We start from the raw sequence: 17,405 nt of genomic DNA, 5'->3' as shown, positions 1-17,405 counted from the left end.
GGGCGCTAAGCGAGCGCTTCTCCCGGCCACCGCCGTTCATCCAACCTCACCACCACGTCCGCCACGCCCGGGAGGTCCGCCGCGATCCAGCGGGTCAGGCGCTCGTAGTGGGCGACGAAGCGGTCGAGAGCGGCGTCGTCCATCGCCAGGCTCGGATCGCGGCCCTCGGCGGCGAGGCGCTGGCGCAGGCGGGCCTCCTGCTGGCCCCGCCAGGCGCGGACCGTCGCGAAGTCCGGCGCGGTCATCAGCACCAGGTGGTCGAGTCGCGCGAACAGCGGCGCGTAGGGCCCCGTCAGCGCCGCGTTGGCGAAGCCGCGCCAGGCGCCGTCGGGGTCCTCGTCGCGTTCCAGGGCGTTGATCGGCGCGGCCAGTAGCGCCGTCGGCTGCGGGCGCGCGCCGACACACCAGCCTTCCAGCAGCACGACATCGACGGGCCCCTCGACGCGCGGCCAGCGGCCTTGCGGCGCGCGGTCGTCGGCGGCCTTGTCGAAGCGGGGCAGAGCGGTGGCCCCCTGGCGTCCCAAGGCGTCGAGGACAGCGAGGCCCAGGGCCGGATCGTGCGTGCCAGGGACCCCGCGCGTGGCCAGCAGCGGATGGACCTCGTGCGCCAACCGCGTCCGCTCGGCGCGGATCAGGTAGAGGTCGTCGATCGACAGCGTCGCGACCTTCAGGTCCCGCGCGGCCAGCAGCTGCTCGACCAGGGCGACCAGGGTCGACTTGCCCGAGCCCTGGGGCCCGCAAATCCCGACGACCAGCGGCGAGTGGTGCTCGACCGCCCAGCTCGCGAGCCGCGCCGCCAGCGGCCGGTGCAGGCGTTCGGCGAGGGTCTCGAAATCTTCCGGCAGGCCCTCGTCGCGGACGAAGGCCGCGATGATCCCAGCCTCGGCGTCCATCAGTAGGGATTGCTCCAGCGCACCGTCTCGGGCAGCGGCAGGCTGGCCTCGAACACCAGGCCGCCGGGGCGGAAATCGAAGCGAGCGTGGCCCTTCTGTTCGCGACGGATCGAGCTTTCGATCAGCCGGGTGCCAAAGCCCCGGGTCTGGGGCGGCGAGACCGGCGGCCCGCCGACGTCGCGCCAGGTGAAGGCCAGGTTTCCCGTCACCGGATCGAGGCGCCAAGAGACTTCGACCGTCCCGCCGGGGACCGACAAGGCGCCGTACTTGGCGCTGTTGGTGGCCAGTTCGTGGAACACCATCGACAGCCCGACCGCCGTATGCGGCGCCAGGGCGACCGTCGGCCCCTCGCGATGCACCCGGCCCACGTGCGCGCCAAGGGCCTTCTGAACCAGCTGGTCCATATCGGCCTCGCGCCAGCCTGTCTTGGTCAGAAGGTCGTGGGCGCCGGACAGGGCGATCAGTCGTTCGGTGAACACGTCGACCGGCGCGCCGTCGGTCTTCAGGAAGGTCTGGCGGGCCAGGGCCTGGACGGTGGCCAGGGTGTTCTTAACCCGGTGGTTCAGCTCGTTGATCATCACGACCTGCCGCTCCTCGCGGGCCTTCAGCTCGCGGGAGGCCTGGCGCAGGGCCGAGTGGACGGCGGCGATCTCCTCCAGGTCATCCGGACCCGACGGCGGCAAGGTCTCGCCGCGGCCGATGGCGGCGGCGTCGCTGACCAGCCGCCGCATCTCGCCATTGATCCGGCGGGCGTAGATCAGCGACAAGCCAATGCCCAGGATCAGCAGCAGCAGGAACACCGCGCCGGCGATCGCGACCGAGCGGTTGACCGTGCTGGCCAGCTCGTCCCTTGGGATCGCCACCACCAGCGTCCAACCCGTCTGGGGAGACCGGGTGTAGGCGACCATGGTCGGCACGCCTTCCAGCGACACGCTCTTGTTCACGCCCTCGGTGGAGTGGCGCAGGTTCTCCTCCATGTCCTTGGAGGCCAGGGCGCCGGTGAACTGCTCATTCATCCGCGAGCGGGCGATGACCCGGCGATTATTGTCCAGCAGGGTGGCCGCCCAGCGGTCGGGCACGCGCTGCTGGCGGAACACCGAGGTGAACGAGGCCGACTCCACGACATAGGACAGGATGTAGGCTTGGCCCTTGACCAGGATCGGCGTGGCCACGGTGATCACTGGCTTGCCCGCGACCTTGCCCATGCGCAGGTCCGAGATCTTGCTGCGCCCGGCCAGCAGGGCGCTGGTCAGCTCGTTCGCGCGAGGCGAGCGGGGCAGGGGCGAGCCGTAGGACTTGAGCGTGTTGACGATCTGCTGGCCGTTGATGTCGGAAACCACGATCCAGCCGGGGCGGCGCTGGACGACGCGCTGGGCGCGGGCGTGGAAGTCGGCCCAGTCGCCGTTGATCAGCGCCTGGTCGCTGGCCAGTGTCTCGACCACGGCCACACCAACGGCGGCCTGGCGGTCGACGGCGCCGGAGAGGGCGCGGGCGGTGGTGACCAGCTGCTGATAGAGCTGGCCGCGCGACTCGCGATCCGCGCTCGCCAGCAGCAGCACCATGGATACAACGGCAGGGATCAGCAGGCTGACCGTCAGCAGAACCAGCCGCCCGCGCACCGTGCTGACGCGGCGGCGGCCGTTCAAATCGCCGCGATCCTGTCCCGTCATTCGTCGGCGCGCCCGCCTCGACGAGGGCCCAGCTTCGCCCTCATGACTTGTATATCGGAGCGAGTCGTCGACGGCCTCTCAAAAATCACTGTTTTTGAGAGGCACCGGCGTACAGCGGAACCGTATCGCCGATGCGGGTTTGTGGGTATGAGACGCCTATGAAATCACTGCCCAACATTCTCACCAGCTCGCGCCTCGTGATGGCGCTGTTCATGTTCGTGGCCTTGGCGGCGGCGGCGGGCGCGGTCCCGTGGGTCAGCGACCAACTGACGGCGGAGAGCCAGCTGCGGTTGGAGCGCTGGGCGTTCTACGCCTTCGTCGTCGCGGCGGTGACCGACTTCTTCGACGGCTGGCTGGCGCGCAAGCTGGACGCCGTCAGCGTTTGGGGCGCGATCCTCGATCCGATCGGCGACAAGATCCTGGTCTGCGGCGCGCTGCTGGGCCTGATGGCTCTGGGGCCGAACCCGATGGTCGTGCTGCCGGCTGGCCTGATCCTGTTTCGCGAGTTCACGGTCAGCGCTTTGCGCGAGGTCGGCGCCGGCAAGGGCGTCAAACTGCCGGTCACCCTGCTGGCCAAGTGGAAGACGACCCTGCAACTGGTGTCGATCGGCGCCGAGATGATCCTGGCCTCGTGGGGCGCCTTTGGGCTGTCGCAGGATCCGTCGGTGATCGGCGGCTTTACGGTGGTGGCCCACGGCCTGCTGTGGCTGGCGACGTTGATCACCCTGATCACTGGGGCTCAGTACTGGGAAGCGGCGCGTAAAGCGCTGGCCTGAGGGGAGGCTGGCGCTTCTTCTACCGCCCCCCGCGCGCGACCGAGCGACGGCGCGATGCCTCGCGTTCCAGGGGCGTGATCACCTCGGCGACGGCGCGGCGTTGCTCGGGCGTGCCGGTGACGTCCAGGCGACGGGCGTTGGCCAGCAGGACCTTCAGTTCAGCATCGCCAAGCGTCGGAATCTTTTCGAGAAGGGTCATGGAAAGCTCTTGTTCGACGTCGGAGAAATCGACGCATCTCCATGAAAACGCTTGAGGCGCAGCTTGGCTCCGGCGGCGTGGCTAAAGTCGTCCGAAAATATTTTTCTTGTTATTTCCTAGAAGTGCTTCAAGATAAGGTCATCGAATTCGCTGCCGCTCGGCCTGCTATTCCTTGCTCCGCGTGCCGGAGCGCCGGACGCGCCTTCCGAACTTCCAACGAAATTTGATCGTCGCCCGAGACGTTTTCGGACGACGAACACCCATGTCTACAAGGATACTCACCATGGCTACTGGAACCGTGAAGTGGTTCAATTCCGCCAAGGGCTTCGGCTTCATCCAGCCGGACAACGGCGGCCAGGACATCTTCGTCCACATCTCGGCCGTTGAGCGCGCTGGCCTGAACGGCCTGAACGAAGGCCAAAAGCTGTCGTTCGAGCCTGAAGTCGATCGCCGCAGCGGCAAGACTTCGGCTGGTCAGCTGCAAGCGGTCTAATCGACCCAGGTTTCGCGGACCTTCGGGTTCGCACCGACAGGCCGGCGCTTGCGCCGGCCTGTTTGCATTTGGGGTTCCGGCCGGCGCTCGCGCCGGCCTGTTTTGTTTCTGCGGTTCTGTGGCCGGCGCTTGCGTCGGCCTCTTTCCGTCTAGGCCGCCTTGCGGCTCGCGCCCGAGGGGTCGGCGAAGCGGAAGCGACCCATCAGCACCGCAAGGGAGTCGGCCTCCCGGGCCAGGCTGCCGCTGGCCGTCGCCGATTGTTCGACCATGGCTGCGTTTTGCTGGGTTGCCTGATCCATCTGGTTCACGGCGGCGTTGATCTGGTTCAGGCCGGTCGACTGCTCCTGGGCGGAGGCGGCGACGTCCGTAACCTGGGCGGCGATGCCGTCGATGCGGCTGATGATCGTCTCCAGCGCCTGACCGGTCTCGCGCACCAACTCGACGCCCAGATCGACTTGGCTGGCCGAGCTGGTGATCAGGCCCTTGATCTCCTTGGCGGCCTCGGCCGAGCGCTGGGCCAGGGCTCGGACCTCCTGAGCGACCACGGCAAAGCCCCTGCCGCTTTCGCCGGCCCGGGCGGCCTCGACCCCGGCGTTGAGGGCCAGCAGGTTGGTCTGGAAGGCGATCTCGTCGATCACCCCAATGATCTGGCTGATTTGCCGCGACGAGCCTTCTATACCGCCCATCGCCTCGACCGCGCGCGACACGATCCGTTCCGAGCGCTCGGCGTCTGACTTGGCGCCGGCCACGGCCTTGTTGGCTTGGCCGATGCTGCTGACCGAGCGCTGGATCGTGGCGGTGATCTGGTCGAGGGCTGCGGCGGTCTCCTCCAGGCTGGCGGCCTGCTGCTCGGTGCGGCGGGCCATGTCGTCGGCGGCCTTGCTGAGCTCCATCGAGCCGCCCCGGATGCCGGCCGCAGCCTGGTTGACCACCAGCATAGCGTCTTCCAGCGATCCCATGGCCGCGTTGAAGTCCACGCGCAGCTTGTCGTATTCGGGCGCGAAGCTGTCTTCGACCCGGAAGGCGAGATCGCCGGCCGACAGCTTGTCCAGGCCCTCGGCCAGGGCGTGCACGACCTGCGCCTGTTTGCGAGCCTCTTCGCGTCGATGGGCTTCCTCGCGGGCTTTTTCGGCTTCGATGGTGGCGCGGGCCTCGGCGGCCTCGGCCTCTAGTCGCCGTTTCTCCAGGCCCGCCTCCTTGAAGACCTGCACGGCGCCGGCCATCGCGCCGATCTCGTCGGCGCGGCCCAGTTCGGGCACGGCGGTTTCCAGGCGGCCGGCGGCCAGCTGGCGCATGACGTCGGTCATGCGGCTGAGCGGCGTGGTGACCTTGCGGGCGATGATGTTGACGCTGGCGGCCAGCACCGCCGCGGCGGCCAGCGCGATGCCGGCCATGATCCACAGCGTCGTGGCGTAGGCCTTGGCCGAAGCCTGGCCCTCCTCAAGCGAGACCTGGATCTGGAGGTCGATCAACAGGTTGATCTGGCCGGTCAGCGGGTCGATCGTCGGATAGAGTTCATTGGCCGTAAAGGCGGCCAGGGCCGCCTGGTCGTTGGCCTGAAGGATCTGCTTCAGGCGGGCGACGGTCGCGTTGGCGGCGGGAAACCGCGCAAGGGTTTCAGTGACCAGTTCTTTTTCGTGGGGGGTCAGGGTCGTGCCGATATAGGCGGTCCAGTTCTCGTTCACCGCCTTCTCGGCCGCCGCAATGTTGTCCAGGGCAGCCTTGTTCGTGATCGTCCCGGCGTGCGCCTTGTGGGCGGTGTCGACGATGTTCACCGCGTACATATCGGACACGATCTTCAGCTGGCGGAGCGGCTGGACGCGATCGACGATCACCGAGTTCATCCGGATGTTGGCGCTCCGCAGGGCCAGCGTCCCCTCGGCCGCCGTGACGGCCAAGGCGACGCCTAGCGCGACCAGGCAAGCAAACAGGCGGTGGCGAATAGTCAGCGTCATGGGTCCTCCAGCGTTCTGGACGATGACGCGTTTAGCTTAATGGCCTTCTTACGATTTCGTCCCGAAAGCTCGATTCGGGTACTGTCTATTCAGGCAGCTTTCTGATCCGATACTGAATGAGTGTCGTATTTGTATTTTGATGGATTGTCACTCTACTCTGCCGCGAGGAGGGGCGCGGACTCTTCTTGAAGGGCCTCGACGACCTCCGGATCAGTCGGGCCATGCAACAGCCACGAAAGATCCTGCTCCAGCGCCGCCCGCTTGGCCCGCTCGGCGCGCATCATCCAGGCCAGCACGCTCGCGCCCGTGGTTCTGTAGACCATCGCTGACTCCTCTCGTTTGATATTGAGAATGACTCGCAAATCTAGGCGATGGCAAGGCGGACAATTCCCCTAAGGGGTCTTCGGCGCTAATCATCCAGCTCGATCTTGGGAGACGCTTCCGATGCGCGGCCTTCGCGTCCTCGCCGCCCTGGCGCTCACGCTCGTCCTTTCCGCCTGCGGGACCGTGTCACGGGACGCCTTCACGGCCTCGGACCTCGGCTCGGTCGCGCCGCAGGGGCTGGCCGACGTGCGGTTCAGCGCCGCCGATCCCGCCGCCAGCCTGAAGTTCGCGGAGGACGTCCACACCCACACCGCCGGACGAAAGGTCAATGTGTTGGCCATCTCGGGCGGCGGCTCGAACGGGGCCTATGGCGCCGGCGTGCTGGTCGGCTGGACGGAGGCGGGCGACCGGCCCGACTTCGACATCGTCACCGGTGTCTCGACCGGCGCCCTGACCGCGCCGTTCGCCTATCTAGGCAAGGACTGGGACCGGCGCCTGAGCGAGGCCTACACCAGCAACGCAGCTGACCGGATTCTGCAAAAGCGGGGCCTGGATCTGTTCTTCGCGCCCAGCCTCTTCCGCAACCACGCCCTGCGCGACCTGGTGGCCAAGTATGTCGATCCGCCGTTGCTATACGCGGTGGCGGTCGAGCACGCCAAGGGGCGGCGGCTGATGATCGCCACCACCAATCTCGACACCGAGCAGACGATGATCTGGGACATGGGCGCGATCGCCTCGCGCGGCGACGCGACGTCCCTGCAGCTGTTTCGCGATGTGCTGGTCGCCTCGGCCAGCATCCCCGGCGTCTTCCCGCCCAGCCTGATCGAGGTCCAGGGCGCCAACCGCAAGCTCTCGGAGATGCATGTCGACGGCAGCGTCACCACGCCGTTCTTCGTCGCGCCCGAGACGCTGCTGCTGTCGATCCTGCCCGGCCGCGACCAGACCGGGCCCGGTGAGGTGTCGGTGATCGTCAACGGCCAGATCGGCGGCGGCTTTGGCTTCACCAAGGGGGACGCCCTGTCGATCGTGGGCCGCTCCTGGATCGCCATGAACAAGGCCCAGCTACGCACCCACCTGACCGCCAACGCCGCCTTCACCCGGCGCAATGGCGGGCTGTTCCGCTACACCGCCATCCCCGACGACGCCCAGGGCGACTTCTCGGGGCTGGACTTCGCTGGGCCGAACCGTCGGGCGCTGTTCAAGCTGGGCTACGTCCTGGGCAAGTCCGGCGCGGCGTGGGTCTCGCCGACCGATCCGTCGGCCGAGGTCAAGGCGGCGGACCCGTCCGGGCTCAAAGCCAGCCAGCCGCCCGCAGCACAGACACGTGACGGCGGCTGACCGGAGCCACGACACCGCCGGCCAGGCGCAACTCGCCCGACCCGCGCCGCCAGTGCGCCGCCTCTATCGCATCTGCCGCAACCCACCAGGAGCGATGGGTCTGGAAGCCGTGGACGCCCGCCAGCTCGGCCAGGGCGTCCGAGAAGCGCAAGGTCAGTAACTCGGGGCCAGCGTCGGTATGGACTCGCAGATAGTGGTCGTGCGCCTCGACCGCGATCAGCTGAGCGGTTCGACGCTTGGCCGACAGCCTTTGACGGAAGGCGGCCTCGGCCTCGGGCAGGGGCGAAGCGACCACCAGGCGGGTCTCGACAATCGGCGGCGGGGCGACCGGCTTGCGCCAGGCCAGGATGCGCACCGCCATGACGAGGCCGCTGATCACCCAGACGCGGAACCACAGAACCGGCGGAAGCCAAAAGCTCTGGTGGCCGAACATCATCTCGACTAGCCCGACCCAGACCACGACGGCCGGCGTCATAACGGTGGTTACCGTCAGCAGGCGCCGCGCGAAGTGGTCGATGCGACGGCCCAGAAGCTCGTCGACCGCTACGCCCAGCATGCCCCCGCCGACGATGGATAGCAGCCAGTAGCCGAAGCGATCGCCGGGCGGCAGGCGCGCGGTGCCAAAGGGCGACAGCACGCCCAGCACCAGGCCCAGCGCGGTCAGCAGCAAGAGGTCGATGGTCAGACGCCTCAGGGCGGCCGGCCGATCCTTCAGAGTCATATACGGTCAGCCCCCGGCGCCGTTCGCGCAGAATGGGCGCCGCTCACGGGCTTGGCGTAGCGCGACCCAGCAAGCCTTGCAATCTCGGTCCGAAACCGGAGCCGAACCATGCCCAAGATCCTATCCCGTCTCGCCTGGGTGCTGATGATGATCCTCAGCCTTTTGGTCGCCCTGACCGCCTATCGCTACCTGCCCAGGATCGGGCCCTTGGCGACTAATGTGATGGCCAACCGGTTTGTCGATCCGTTCCTCTCCCTGCATGTGGCGGGCGCGGCGACCGCTCTGCTGGTCGGGCCCTTCCAGATGCTGCGGGGCGTCCGCGCGCGCTGGCCCAGCGTTCATCAGCTGCTGGGGCGGATCTATGTCCTGGGCTGTCTGTCGGGCGGGATCGGCGGTCTGGCGCTAGCGCTGGGCGTGACGGCGGGACCGATCGCCAGCGCTGGCTTTGGCCTGCTGGGGGTGGGCTGGATCGTCACGACCAGTCTCGCCTGGCGCCGAGCCTTGCAGGGCCGTCTCACCGATCATCGCGCCTGGATGATCCGTTCGTTCGCCCTGACCCTGGCGGCGGTCACCCTGCGGCTGTATCTGCCGCTCGCCTTCATACCCGGCGCCTCTTTCGTCGAGGTCTACCAGGCGATCTCGTTCCTGTGCTGGGTTCCGAACCTGCTGCTGGCCGAGGCGTGGCTGTCCGCTGCGCCCAGCCCCGCCTCGTCCCGTAGCCTCTAGAGCCCTTTCCGATCTGATTGGATCAATCAGATCGGAAAGGGCTCTCATTCAAAAGTTTAGAGCATTTTTCGATCCGATAACCGTTTCACACCTATCGGAAAGTGCTCTAGCCCCAGCCCGGCGGCGGGGTTCCGTTGAGGTCCGCCAACTGCGCCGCCATCGCCTTTTGGAACGCCGGCCGCGCCGTGCAGCGCGCCAGATAGTCGGCCAGGTTCGGGCGTTCGGCCAGCATCGCCTCGGGGGCGTTGCGCAGCACGTCGGCCACCAAGAGGTCGCCGGCCGTGAAGCGCTCGCCGTCCAGATAGGCGTTTTCGCCCAGCCGCGCGGCGAGTTGGGCCAAGCGCTGGCGCACCCAGCCTTCGGCGCGGGGCCGCGCGCCCTCCGTCCAGGCTTGACCGGCGCTGAAGACGTTCAGCTCGGCCAGGAAGCTGATCGGGATCTCCAGCGTGTTCAGCGCGCAGAACATCCAGCTGATCGTCCGAGCCCGGCCTTGCGGATCGCTGGGCATCAGGGCCGGCTGACCCTGCGCGATATGCAGCACGATCGCGCCGCTCTCGAACAGCGCGATCTCGCCGTCGTCATAGGCCGGCACCTGGCCGAACGGCTGCTTGGCGAGATAGGCGGACTTGTCCTGATGCAGGACGGTCTCGGTCGCGTAGGAGCTGCCGATCTCCTCAAGGGCCCAGCGCGCCCTCAGGTCGCGCACCTTGCCACGCGCGATGTCGGGGACCCAGTTGTAGGCGGAAACGACGGGGGTCATTGCACGGTCTCCAGATAGGCGGCGAGCTTGTCGAGCACGCCGTTCCAGCCGCCGACATGGGCGTCGCGGCCCTCGAGCGTTTTGAACGGGGTCTGACGGAAGCGAACCAGGGTCCGGCCGCTGGCCAGCGGGAGGAAGGTGACGGTGATCAGGTTGTCGACGTCAAAGGCGCCGTTCTCCCAACGGAAGGTCATGACGATCTTCTCGTTCGGGACGATCTCCTGGAACATGCCGGTCATCCAGACCTCGTTCCCGTCGGGGCTGAGCACGCCGTAGCGATAGGTCCCGCCGACCTCCAGCGCGTGGGTGATCGACAGCGGCGTGAAGGCCTTCGGACTCCACCAATTCAGCAGGTGCTGGGGCTGCGTCCAGACGCTGAACAAGAGCTCGCGCGGGGCCTCGAAGATGCGCTCGATCAGGAGCTCGTCGTCCTGGATCACGACAGTGTCGGTCATGGCTTTGGGGTCCTGGGCTTTGGGGTCCTGGGCTTTGGGGTCCTGGGCTTGGCGATGGGGGAGGGGGAGGCGTCCGCCTCTGTGGCCTGCAGTTCGGCGAGGTAGTCGGCCAGCTGGTCGAAGCGCGCGTCCCAGAAGCGGCGGTAGTGCTCGATCCAGGAATGGGCGCGCTTGAGGGCGTCCGCCTCCAGCTTGCACGGCCGCGCCTGAGCCTCGCGCGAGCGGCTGATCAGGCCGGCGGTCTCCAGCACCTTCAGGTGGCGCGAGACGGCCGGCAGGCTGATGTCGAACGGCGCGGCCAGGTCGTTCACGGTCGCCTCGCCCTCGGTGAGGCGCGCCAGGATGGCCCGGCGGGTCGGGTCGGCGAGAGCGGCGAAGGTGGCGGAGAGGGGGTCGGTCATTTATTTAACTGAGTTGTTATTTAATTATCTTGTTAAATTTAGGTCGAGGGTTTGTCAACAAGGAGAATCCCTCTCTTTGGAGAGAGGGAGGAGCCCGTCCCGACGTAGGTCGGGATGGGAGCAACCATGTCATTGTGCGGGTCGAGTGCGCCAGGGGCGTTGCTGACGGAGGATTAGGTTCGCCGCCTCTATGAGCTTTCGCATGATGGCGACAAGGACGAGCTTAGGAGGCTTGCCCCTTGAGCGCAGTCGTTCGGCGAAGGCCCTGAAGCCTGTATCGACGCGCTTTGCGGCCAGTGCGGCGATGTAGACAAGACGCCTGGGGCGAGAGCGCCCGCCCTGGATGAAGCGCTGGCCTTTGTGTTGGCCGCTTTCGCTGTCGAACGGCGCAACGCCGAGCAGGGCGGCGGCCTTTCCTGGCTCCAGGGCGCCAAGCTCGGGCATGCGGATCAGGACGGCGACGGCCACGACCGGCCCAAAGCCCGGCAGGCTTCGCAGCAGCGCCAGACGTTGGGCCAAGTCGGGATGAACCGCCACCAGGGCCAGGATGTCCTTAAGCAGCCGAGCCTTCAGGTTTTCCAGAGAACGGATCCGAGCCTGATAGCTGCGGATGATGTCCTTCAGCGTCACGTGCTCCAGATAGGTCTTCATCTGGGCGGCCTGATCGCTCATCTGCTCGTAGGCCGTCAGGCGCTCGGCTAGCTGGCTCAAGCGAGGATCGCTGGCGGCCCTGACCGCGTCGACCTGCGCCGTCGCCGCAGCGATCAGCGCCGCATCGAGACGGTCGTTCTTAGCCTTCATGCGCTTGAGACGCGCGAACAGCCGAACCTCCAGAGGCTGATGCATCACCACCTCTAGACCCGCAAAGCCCATGGCCTCACGCACCGCCCGTTCGTAGCCTCCGGTCGCTTCCAGCCCAACGCGCGTGACGCCGTGCGACTTCAGCCAATCCAGCAAGCTTCCGATCCCGGCCGGGCTATTGTTGATCACCAACGTCTCGCTCCGGCCATAAAGCGCCACGTCGAGGCGACCCTTCCCCACATCAATCCCGGCGATGATCGTGTTAAGCTTACACCGTTCCATGTCCCGTCCTTGTGCTTGCGGACCCTGTCGTCCCTGCAACCATCCGGGTCTTGAAACGTCGACGAGGGCCCAGCTCCCACGCAGCCCCTAACGGCTCAGGGTGAAACGGCCTCTCTCCGACCGTCCGCCTGGCGCGCCAACGCCGGGCGGACCTTCCGGACACCCACGCCTAACATCCCATCGGCAAACAAGGGTGAGAGGTTTCACCGCCCATCCGGAAAATCCGGATTCCTTTGATTGAGCGAGACCTTGGGCTAGGCCACGCTCCGGCCATGGATCGGATCGCCACCGCCCGTCGCCTTCGTCGAAGCCAGACCGTGGCCGAGAGGACACTTTGGGCTCTCGTCCGCAATCGTCGCCTCGGCGGGTTTCGCTTCCTGCGCCAGCACCCCATCGATCGCTACTTCGCCGACTTCGTTTGCGAGTCCGCGAAGGTGATCGTGGAGTTGGATGGTCCCGTTCATGAGGGATGCGAGGACTATGATGACCGCCGCACCGAGACTCTGGAGCTTTTCGGCTATCTCGTCCTGCGGTTCCGTAACGAGCGAGTGCTGGCCGACCCCGGTGGAACGACGGACGAGATTCTGGCGGTGCTGCGTTCGGGCAGGCCGTAGCCTCTCACCCTCCCATCCCGACTTTCGTCGGGACGGGCCCCTCCCTCTCTCCAGAGAGAGGGACCTAAATCGCCTTGAACCTTGTTCGGCCAAGCTGGCGTTAACCCCTTCATAAGATGCGGGGTTGCGCCGAGCCGACTCCGTCTCTAAACGGGCGGCTTAACCTGCAAGATGGTCGACAGCGGGCGCGCGGATGTGCGCGACCGTGTCTTTGCGCGAGTTAGCTATGCCCAAGAGAACCGACATTTCCTCGATCCTGATCATCGGCGCCGGCCCGATCGTCATCGGTCAGGCTTGCGAGTTCGACTATTCGGGCGTCCAGGCCTGTAAGGCGCTGCGCGCCGAGGGCTACCGGATCATCCTGGTCAACTCGAACCCCGCCACGATCATGACCGATCCCGACGTGGCCGACGCGACCTATATCGAGCCGATCACGCCGGAGATGGTCGCCAAGATCATCGAGAAGGAACGCCCCGACGCGCTGCTGCCGACCATGGGCGGCCAGACGGCTCTGAACACCGCCCTGGCTCTGGAAGAGCAGGGCGTGCTGAAGAAGTTCGGCGTCGAGATGATCGGCGCCAAGGCCGAGGTCATCGACAAGGCCGAGGACCGCCAGAAGTTCCGCGACGCCATGGACAAGCTGGGCCTGGAATCGCCCCGTTCCAAGGCCGCCCACAACATGGACGAGGCCCGCGAGGGCCTCGAGTTCGTCGGCCTGCCGGCGATCATCCGCCCGTCCTTCACCCTGGCCGGCACCGGCGGCGGCATCGCCTATAACCTCGAGGAGTTCGAGGAGATCGTCGCGCGGGGTCTGGACCTGTCGCCGACCACCGAGGTGCTGATCGAAGAGAGCGTTCTGGGCTGGAAGGAGTACGAGATGGAGGTCGTCCGCGACAAGGCGGACAACTGCATCATCGTCTGCTCGATCGAGAACATCGACCCGATGGGCGTCCACACCGGCGACTCGATCACCGTCGCCCCGGCCCTGACCCTGACGGACAAGGAATACCAGTGGATGCGCGCGGCCTCGATCGCCGTGCTGCGTGAGATCGGCGTGGAGACCGGCGGCTCGAACGTGCAGTTCGCCGTCAATCCGGCCGACGGCCGCATGGTCGTGATCGAGATGAACCCGCGCGTATCGCGCTCGTCGGCCCTGGCGTCCAAGGCCACCGGCTTCCCGATCGCCAAGGTCGCCGCGCGCCTGGCCGTCGGCTACACCCTGGACGAGCTGAAGAACGACATCACCGGCGGCGCGACCCCGGCCTCGTTCGAGCCCAGCATCGACTACGTCGTCACCAAGATCCCGCGCTTCGCCTTCGAGAAGTATCCGGGTTCGGAGCCCCTGCTGACCACGGCCATGAAGTCGGTCGGCGAGGTCATGGCCATCGGCCGCACCTTCAAGGAAAGCGTTCAGAAGGCCTTGCGCGGCCTGGAGACGGGCCTGTCGGGCTTCGACGAGATCGAAATCCACGGCGCCGATGATCCCGACACCGGCAAGGCCGCGGTGGTCCGCGCCCTGGGAACCCCGACGCCCGACCGCCTGCGCGTGATCGCCCAGGCCTTCCGCCACGGCCTGACCGTGGAAGAGGTCAACGCCGCCTGCAGCTACGAGCCCTGGTTCCTGCGCCAGATCGCCGAGCTGATCCGCCAGGAAGGCTGGGTTCGCGCCGGTGGCCTGCCCACCGACGCCGCCGGCTTCCGCGCGCTGAAGGCCCAAGGCTTCTCGGACGCGCGCCTGGCCAAGCTGACCGGCCAGACCGAGGCCGCCGTGCGGTCTCTGCGCCAAGAGCTGTCCGTCCGCCCGGTCTTCAAGCGCATCGACAGCTGCGCCGGCGAGTTCCTGGCCTCGACGCCGTACATGTACTCGACCTACGAGACCGGGGCTCTCGGCCAGATCCCCGAGTGCGAGAGCGATCCGTCCGACCGCAAGAAGGCGGTGATCCTGGGCGGTGGTCCCAACCGGATCGGCCAGGGCATCGAGTTCGACTACTGCTGCTGCCACGCCGCGTTTGCCTTGGACGCGATTGGCGTCGAGTCGATCATGGTCAACTGCAACCCCGAGACCGTCTCGACCGACTACGACACCTCCGACCGCCTGTACTTCGAGCCGCTGACGGCCGAGGACGTGCTGGAGCTGCTGCATGTCGAAAAGTCCAAGGGCACGCTGGCCGGCGTCATCGTCCAGTTCGGCGGCCAGACGCCGCTGAAGCTGGCCCACGCCCTGGAAGAGGCCGGCATCCCGATCCTGGGCACCAGCCCCGACGCCATCGACCTGGCCGAGGACCGCGAGCGCTTCCAGCAACTGCTGAACGGCCTGAAGATCGCCCAACCCGAAAACGCCATCGCCCGCAGCTGGGATGAAGCCCGGGCGGAAGGCGACAAGATCGGCTTCCCGTTCGTGATGCGTCCGTCCTACGTGCTGGGCGGCCGGGGCATGGAGATCATCCGTGATCACGAGGCCATGGAGCGCTACATCGCCGGGGCCGGCGAGATCTCGCTCGAGCACCCGATCCTGCTGGACCACTATCTGAGCCGCGCCACCGAGGTCGACGTCGACGCCCTGTGCGACGGCAAGGACGTGTTTGTGGCCGGCGTGCTGGAGCACATCGAGGAAGCCGGCGTTCACTCGGGCGACTCTGCCTGCTCGATGCCGCCCTTCTCGCTGAAGGCCGAGACGGTCGAGGAGTTGAAGCGCCAGACGGTGCAGATGGCCCTGGCCCTTAACGTCCGTGGCCTGATGAACGTGCAGTTCGCCATCGAAGAGCCGCACAGCGACAACCCGCGCATCTACGTGCTGGAAGTGAACCCGCGCGCCTCGCGCACCGTGCCGTTCGTGGCCAAGACCATCGGCCAGCCGGTGGCCGCCATCGCCGCCAAGATCATGGCCGGCGAAACCCTGGCCAGCTTTGGCCTGAAGGACGTTCCCTACGACCACATCGCGGTCAAGGAAGCAGTCTTCCCGTTCGCCCGCTTCGCTGGCGTCGACACGGTGCTGGGCCCGGAAATGCGCTCGACCGGCGAGGTCATGGGCCTGGACTGGAAGCGCGACGGCGAGACCAGCATGGGTCCGGCCTTCGCCCGCGCCTTCGCCAAGAGCCAGCTGGGCGGCGGCGTCAAGCTGCCGACCAAGGGCGCGGCGTTCGTCTCGGTCAAGGAAAGCGACAAGCCCTGGATCGTCGAGCCGGTGAAGCTGCTGCTGGCCGCCGGCTTCAAGGTGCTGTCGACCGAAGGCACCCAGGCCTACCTCGCCGAACAGGGCGTCCAGGTCGAGCACGTCAAGAAGGTGCTGGAAGGCCGTCCGCACATCGTCGACGTGATGAAGAACGGCGGCGTCCAGCTGGTGTTCAACACCACCGAGGGCAAGCAGGCGCTGGAAGACAGCTTCGAGATCCGCCGCACGGCCCTGATGATGAAGGTGCCGTACTACACGACCAGCGCCGGCGCCCTGGCTGCTGCCCAAGCCATCGCCGGCGCCCCGGCCGAGGCCTTGGACGTGCGTCCGCTGCAAAGCTACGCTGCGGGGTAGGCTATTGAAATCCCTCTCTCTTTGAGAGAGGGAGGGGCCCATCCTGGCCGAGCCAGGATGGGAGGGTGAGTGGTTTCACCTGTTCAGAACTGGGTTCTCGGGGCGTCGCGAGCAATTGGGTGCGCGCCTGGATGGGTGGTCGCACTCACCCTCCCACCGCTTCGCGGCGGGCCCCTCCCTCTCTCCCGAGAGAGGGACCCCAGATTGGCGCTCAGGGGGCGCTCACTCCACCCGCACCCCGTTCTTCACGGCGTAGCATCGCCGCTTGCCCAGCTCGGTCCCGCAGAAGCCGGGCTCCGTCGTTCCCTCGTGCAGCATCACGTACGGGTCGCGACGGCACTCGAACCAGGCTTTCTGGAAGGCGATGTGCTCGATGTCCTGGTGGAAGACGGGCTGCTGGTCGACCGTGTAGAAGCGGGTCATGGCGGTCAGGCCGCCAAAGCTGCCCCGGCCGTTGACCAGGCCGCAGATCTGGCCCGCGCGCGTGGCCCACACCGCGCCCAGCTCCAGCGGCTCACGCTGGTCCAGCCGCGCCTCCAGGTTCGCCCGGACCTGCCGCCATTCAGCCTTCGCGACCGGCGCGTAGCGAGCCCGCTGGATGGGCGTCGGCGAAGGCTTGAAAGCGTTGTCGTGCTCGAAGCGCGCCAAGTCGAACACCGTGAACATCAAGGCGCCCAGTATGCCCACCACCGAGCTCCCGGTGATGATCAGCGGCGTCCACGACCGCCTGACGCTGCGCGTTCCATAGTCCTTGACCGCCATGCCGCTCCCTCCAACGGAGGGAGCTTCGGCGCGATGGGTTCAATTTACAAGCTTAAACTAATTACGGGCGTAATTATCTTGCGGGGAGGCCTCATATCGCCGCCAGGGCGGCGGCATCGACGGTCACCCGCTCGACCATCTCGACGCGCACGCCCAGCCGGTGCTGGCGCAGCAGGTCGCAAAGCATCTCGCCGTCCACCAGGTCGATGGCCGGCGCGCCGTCGCGAACGGCTTCCTTGCGGGCTTCGGCGGTGGAGGTCCCGGTGGTCAGGATCAGCCCCTTGTCGGCCCGCCCGACCATCGCGCCTCGGAAGTCGCGCACCGTCGGCGCCCCCACCGAGCCCTGCCAGCGCTTGCACTGGAACACCACCTGGAACGACAGCAGGTTCATTCGCAGCACGCCGGTCCCGTCGATCCCGCCGTCGCCGGTCTTGCCGGTCACCTCGACCTTGGAGAACCCGGCCTCGCGGAGGAGGGAGGGGCGGCTGGGCGCCAGAAGCTGACCTTGCCACCCAGGCAGAGTGCCGACACTGCGCCTGAGCAGCCATCAAATTGGGTTGGGCGGAGAGGGTGTCTGCCGATACCGCTTGTTTTTCACCGCTTTTGTGGGCGATTTTCCACCTCCCTACAAATCCTTCCATAAGCCATTGCTTACGGGTGTCGTTAACGACTGCCCTCTAGGGTCCGATTCGCACCGCGAAGCGGTCAG

Annotated in this window: 18 protein-coding genes; 6 read left to right on the top strand and 12 right to left on the bottom strand. The window is 66.9% G+C overall.

Annotated elements, in window-relative coordinates; genetic code table 11:
- Positions 1–5 precede the first annotated feature (5 nt).
- Positions 6–893: a kinase gene (locus CSW59_RS19735; protein WP_099445673.1), complete on the bottom strand. Its 888-nt coding sequence runs from the start codon at positions 891–893 to the stop codon at positions 6–8.
- Positions 893–2,563 carry a sensor histidine kinase gene (locus CSW59_RS19730; RefSeq protein ID WP_099445672.1) on the bottom strand — a complete coding sequence of 557 codons (1,671 nt, stop codon included), beginning with the start codon at positions 2,561–2,563 and terminating at the stop codon, positions 893–895. Before CSW59_RS19730 ends, CSW59_RS19735 begins: the two co-directional genes overlap by 1 nt.
- 158 nt (positions 2,564–2,721) lie before the next feature.
- Here CSW59_RS19730 and pgsA point away from each other — a divergent pair, with 158 nt between their 5' ends.
- Complete coding sequence (pgsA, locus tag CSW59_RS19725) at positions 2,722–3,339, top strand: CDP-diacylglycerol--glycerol-3-phosphate 3-phosphatidyltransferase (RefSeq protein ID WP_099445671.1); 618 nt, start codon at positions 2,722–2,724, stop codon at positions 3,337–3,339.
- Between the two features lie 19 nt (positions 3,340–3,358).
- On the opposite strand, the gene CSW59_RS19720 is transcribed toward pgsA, so the two are convergent.
- Entirely contained in the window at positions 3,359–3,538 is a 180-nt protein-coding gene (locus CSW59_RS19720) for a hypothetical protein (RefSeq protein ID WP_099445670.1), read from the bottom strand.
- Positions 3,539–3,821: 283 nt separating this feature from the next.
- Between CSW59_RS19720 and CSW59_RS19715 the strand changes: the two genes are divergently transcribed.
- Positions 3,822–4,031 (top strand): cold-shock protein, encoded by a 210-nt coding sequence (locus tag CSW59_RS19715; protein ID WP_013078114.1) that lies wholly within the window; start codon positions 3,822–3,824, stop codon positions 4,029–4,031.
- A 149-nt stretch (positions 4,032–4,180) separates the two neighbouring features.
- Here the strand turns inward: CSW59_RS19715 and CSW59_RS19710 are convergent, their stop codons facing one another.
- Positions 4,181–5,986 carry a HAMP domain-containing methyl-accepting chemotaxis protein gene (locus tag CSW59_RS19710; RefSeq protein WP_099445669.1) on the bottom strand — a complete coding sequence of 602 codons (1,806 nt, stop codon included), beginning with the start codon at positions 5,984–5,986 and terminating at the stop codon, positions 4,181–4,183.
- 152 nt (positions 5,987–6,138) lie between these two features.
- Positions 6,139–6,309: a hypothetical protein gene (locus CSW59_RS21025; protein ID WP_201722867.1), complete on the bottom strand. Its 171-nt coding sequence runs from the start codon at positions 6,307–6,309 to the stop codon at positions 6,139–6,141.
- A 121-nt stretch (positions 6,310–6,430) separates the two neighbouring features.
- Between CSW59_RS21025 and CSW59_RS19705 the strand changes: the two genes are divergently transcribed.
- Positions 6,431–7,648 (top strand): patatin-like phospholipase family protein, encoded by a 1,218-nt coding sequence (locus tag CSW59_RS19705; RefSeq protein ID WP_099445668.1) that lies wholly within the window; start codon positions 6,431–6,433, stop codon positions 7,646–7,648.
- Here the strand turns inward: CSW59_RS19705 and CSW59_RS19700 are convergent.
- The gene (locus CSW59_RS19700) at positions 7,602–8,369 is read right to left on the bottom strand and encodes a LytTR family DNA-binding domain-containing protein (RefSeq protein ID WP_099445667.1); all 768 of its coding nucleotides are present in this window, start codon (positions 8,367–8,369) and stop codon (positions 7,602–7,604) included. The genes CSW59_RS19705 and CSW59_RS19700 overlap by 47 nt on opposite strands.
- A gap of 108 nt (positions 8,370–8,477) precedes the next feature.
- On the opposite strand from CSW59_RS19700, the gene CSW59_RS19695 reads away from it, so the two are divergent.
- Positions 8,478–9,095 (top strand): DUF2306 domain-containing protein, encoded by a 618-nt coding sequence (locus CSW59_RS19695; protein WP_099445666.1) that lies wholly within the window; start codon positions 8,478–8,480, stop codon positions 9,093–9,095.
- Positions 9,096–9,201: 106 nt separating this feature from the next.
- Here the strand turns inward: CSW59_RS19695 and CSW59_RS19690 are convergent, their stop codons facing one another.
- The 4 genes from CSW59_RS19690 to CSW59_RS19675 form a co-directional block, all read right to left on the bottom strand.
- Complete coding sequence (locus CSW59_RS19690) at positions 9,202–9,855, bottom strand: glutathione S-transferase family protein (protein WP_099445665.1); 654 nt, start codon at positions 9,853–9,855, stop codon at positions 9,202–9,204.
- Positions 9,852–10,310, bottom strand: coding sequence for an SRPBCC domain-containing protein (locus CSW59_RS19685; RefSeq protein WP_099445664.1), 459 nt, complete (start codon positions 10,308–10,310; stop codon positions 9,852–9,854). The genes CSW59_RS19690 and CSW59_RS19685 overlap by 4 nt, the downstream gene beginning before the upstream one ends.
- The gene (locus CSW59_RS19680; RefSeq protein ID WP_099445663.1) at positions 10,307–10,711 is read right to left on the bottom strand and encodes a helix-turn-helix transcriptional regulator; all 405 of its coding nucleotides are present in this window, start codon (positions 10,709–10,711) and stop codon (positions 10,307–10,309) included. Before CSW59_RS19680 ends, CSW59_RS19685 begins: the two co-directional genes overlap by 4 nt.
- Positions 10,712–10,840: 129 nt before the next feature.
- A complete protein-coding gene (locus CSW59_RS19675; RefSeq protein WP_099443262.1) occupies positions 10,841–11,794 on the bottom strand; it encodes an IS110 family transposase in 954 nt (317 codons plus the stop codon).
- Positions 11,795–12,066: 272 nt separating this feature from the next.
- On the opposite strand from CSW59_RS19675, the gene CSW59_RS19670 reads away from it, so the two are divergent.
- Positions 12,067–12,408 (top strand): endonuclease domain-containing protein, encoded by a 342-nt coding sequence (locus tag CSW59_RS19670; RefSeq protein WP_099445662.1) that lies wholly within the window; start codon positions 12,067–12,069, stop codon positions 12,406–12,408.
- 226 nt (positions 12,409–12,634) lie between these two features.
- Complete coding sequence (gene carB, locus CSW59_RS19665; RefSeq protein ID WP_099445661.1) at positions 12,635–15,934, top strand: carbamoyl-phosphate synthase large subunit; 3,300 nt, start codon at positions 12,635–12,637, stop codon at positions 15,932–15,934.
- A gap of 222 nt (positions 15,935–16,156) precedes the next feature.
- On the opposite strand, the gene CSW59_RS19660 is transcribed toward carB, so the two are convergent.
- Positions 16,157–16,696, bottom strand: coding sequence for a hypothetical protein (locus CSW59_RS19660; RefSeq protein WP_099445660.1), 540 nt, complete (start codon positions 16,694–16,696; stop codon positions 16,157–16,159).
- A 91-nt stretch (positions 16,697–16,787) separates the two neighbouring features.
- Positions 16,788–17,192: a restriction endonuclease gene (locus CSW59_RS19655; protein WP_255408990.1), complete on the bottom strand. Its 405-nt coding sequence runs from the start codon at positions 17,190–17,192 to the stop codon at positions 16,788–16,790.
- Positions 17,193–17,405: the final 213 nt, after the last annotated feature.

It is taken from the genome of Caulobacter sp. BP25 (assembly GCF_002737755.1).
Classification (GTDB): Bacteria; Pseudomonadota; Alphaproteobacteria; order Caulobacterales; family Caulobacteraceae; genus Caulobacter.
Note: the sequence above shows the minus strand (reverse complement) of the source record. Positions and strands in the feature narration are given on the sequence as shown.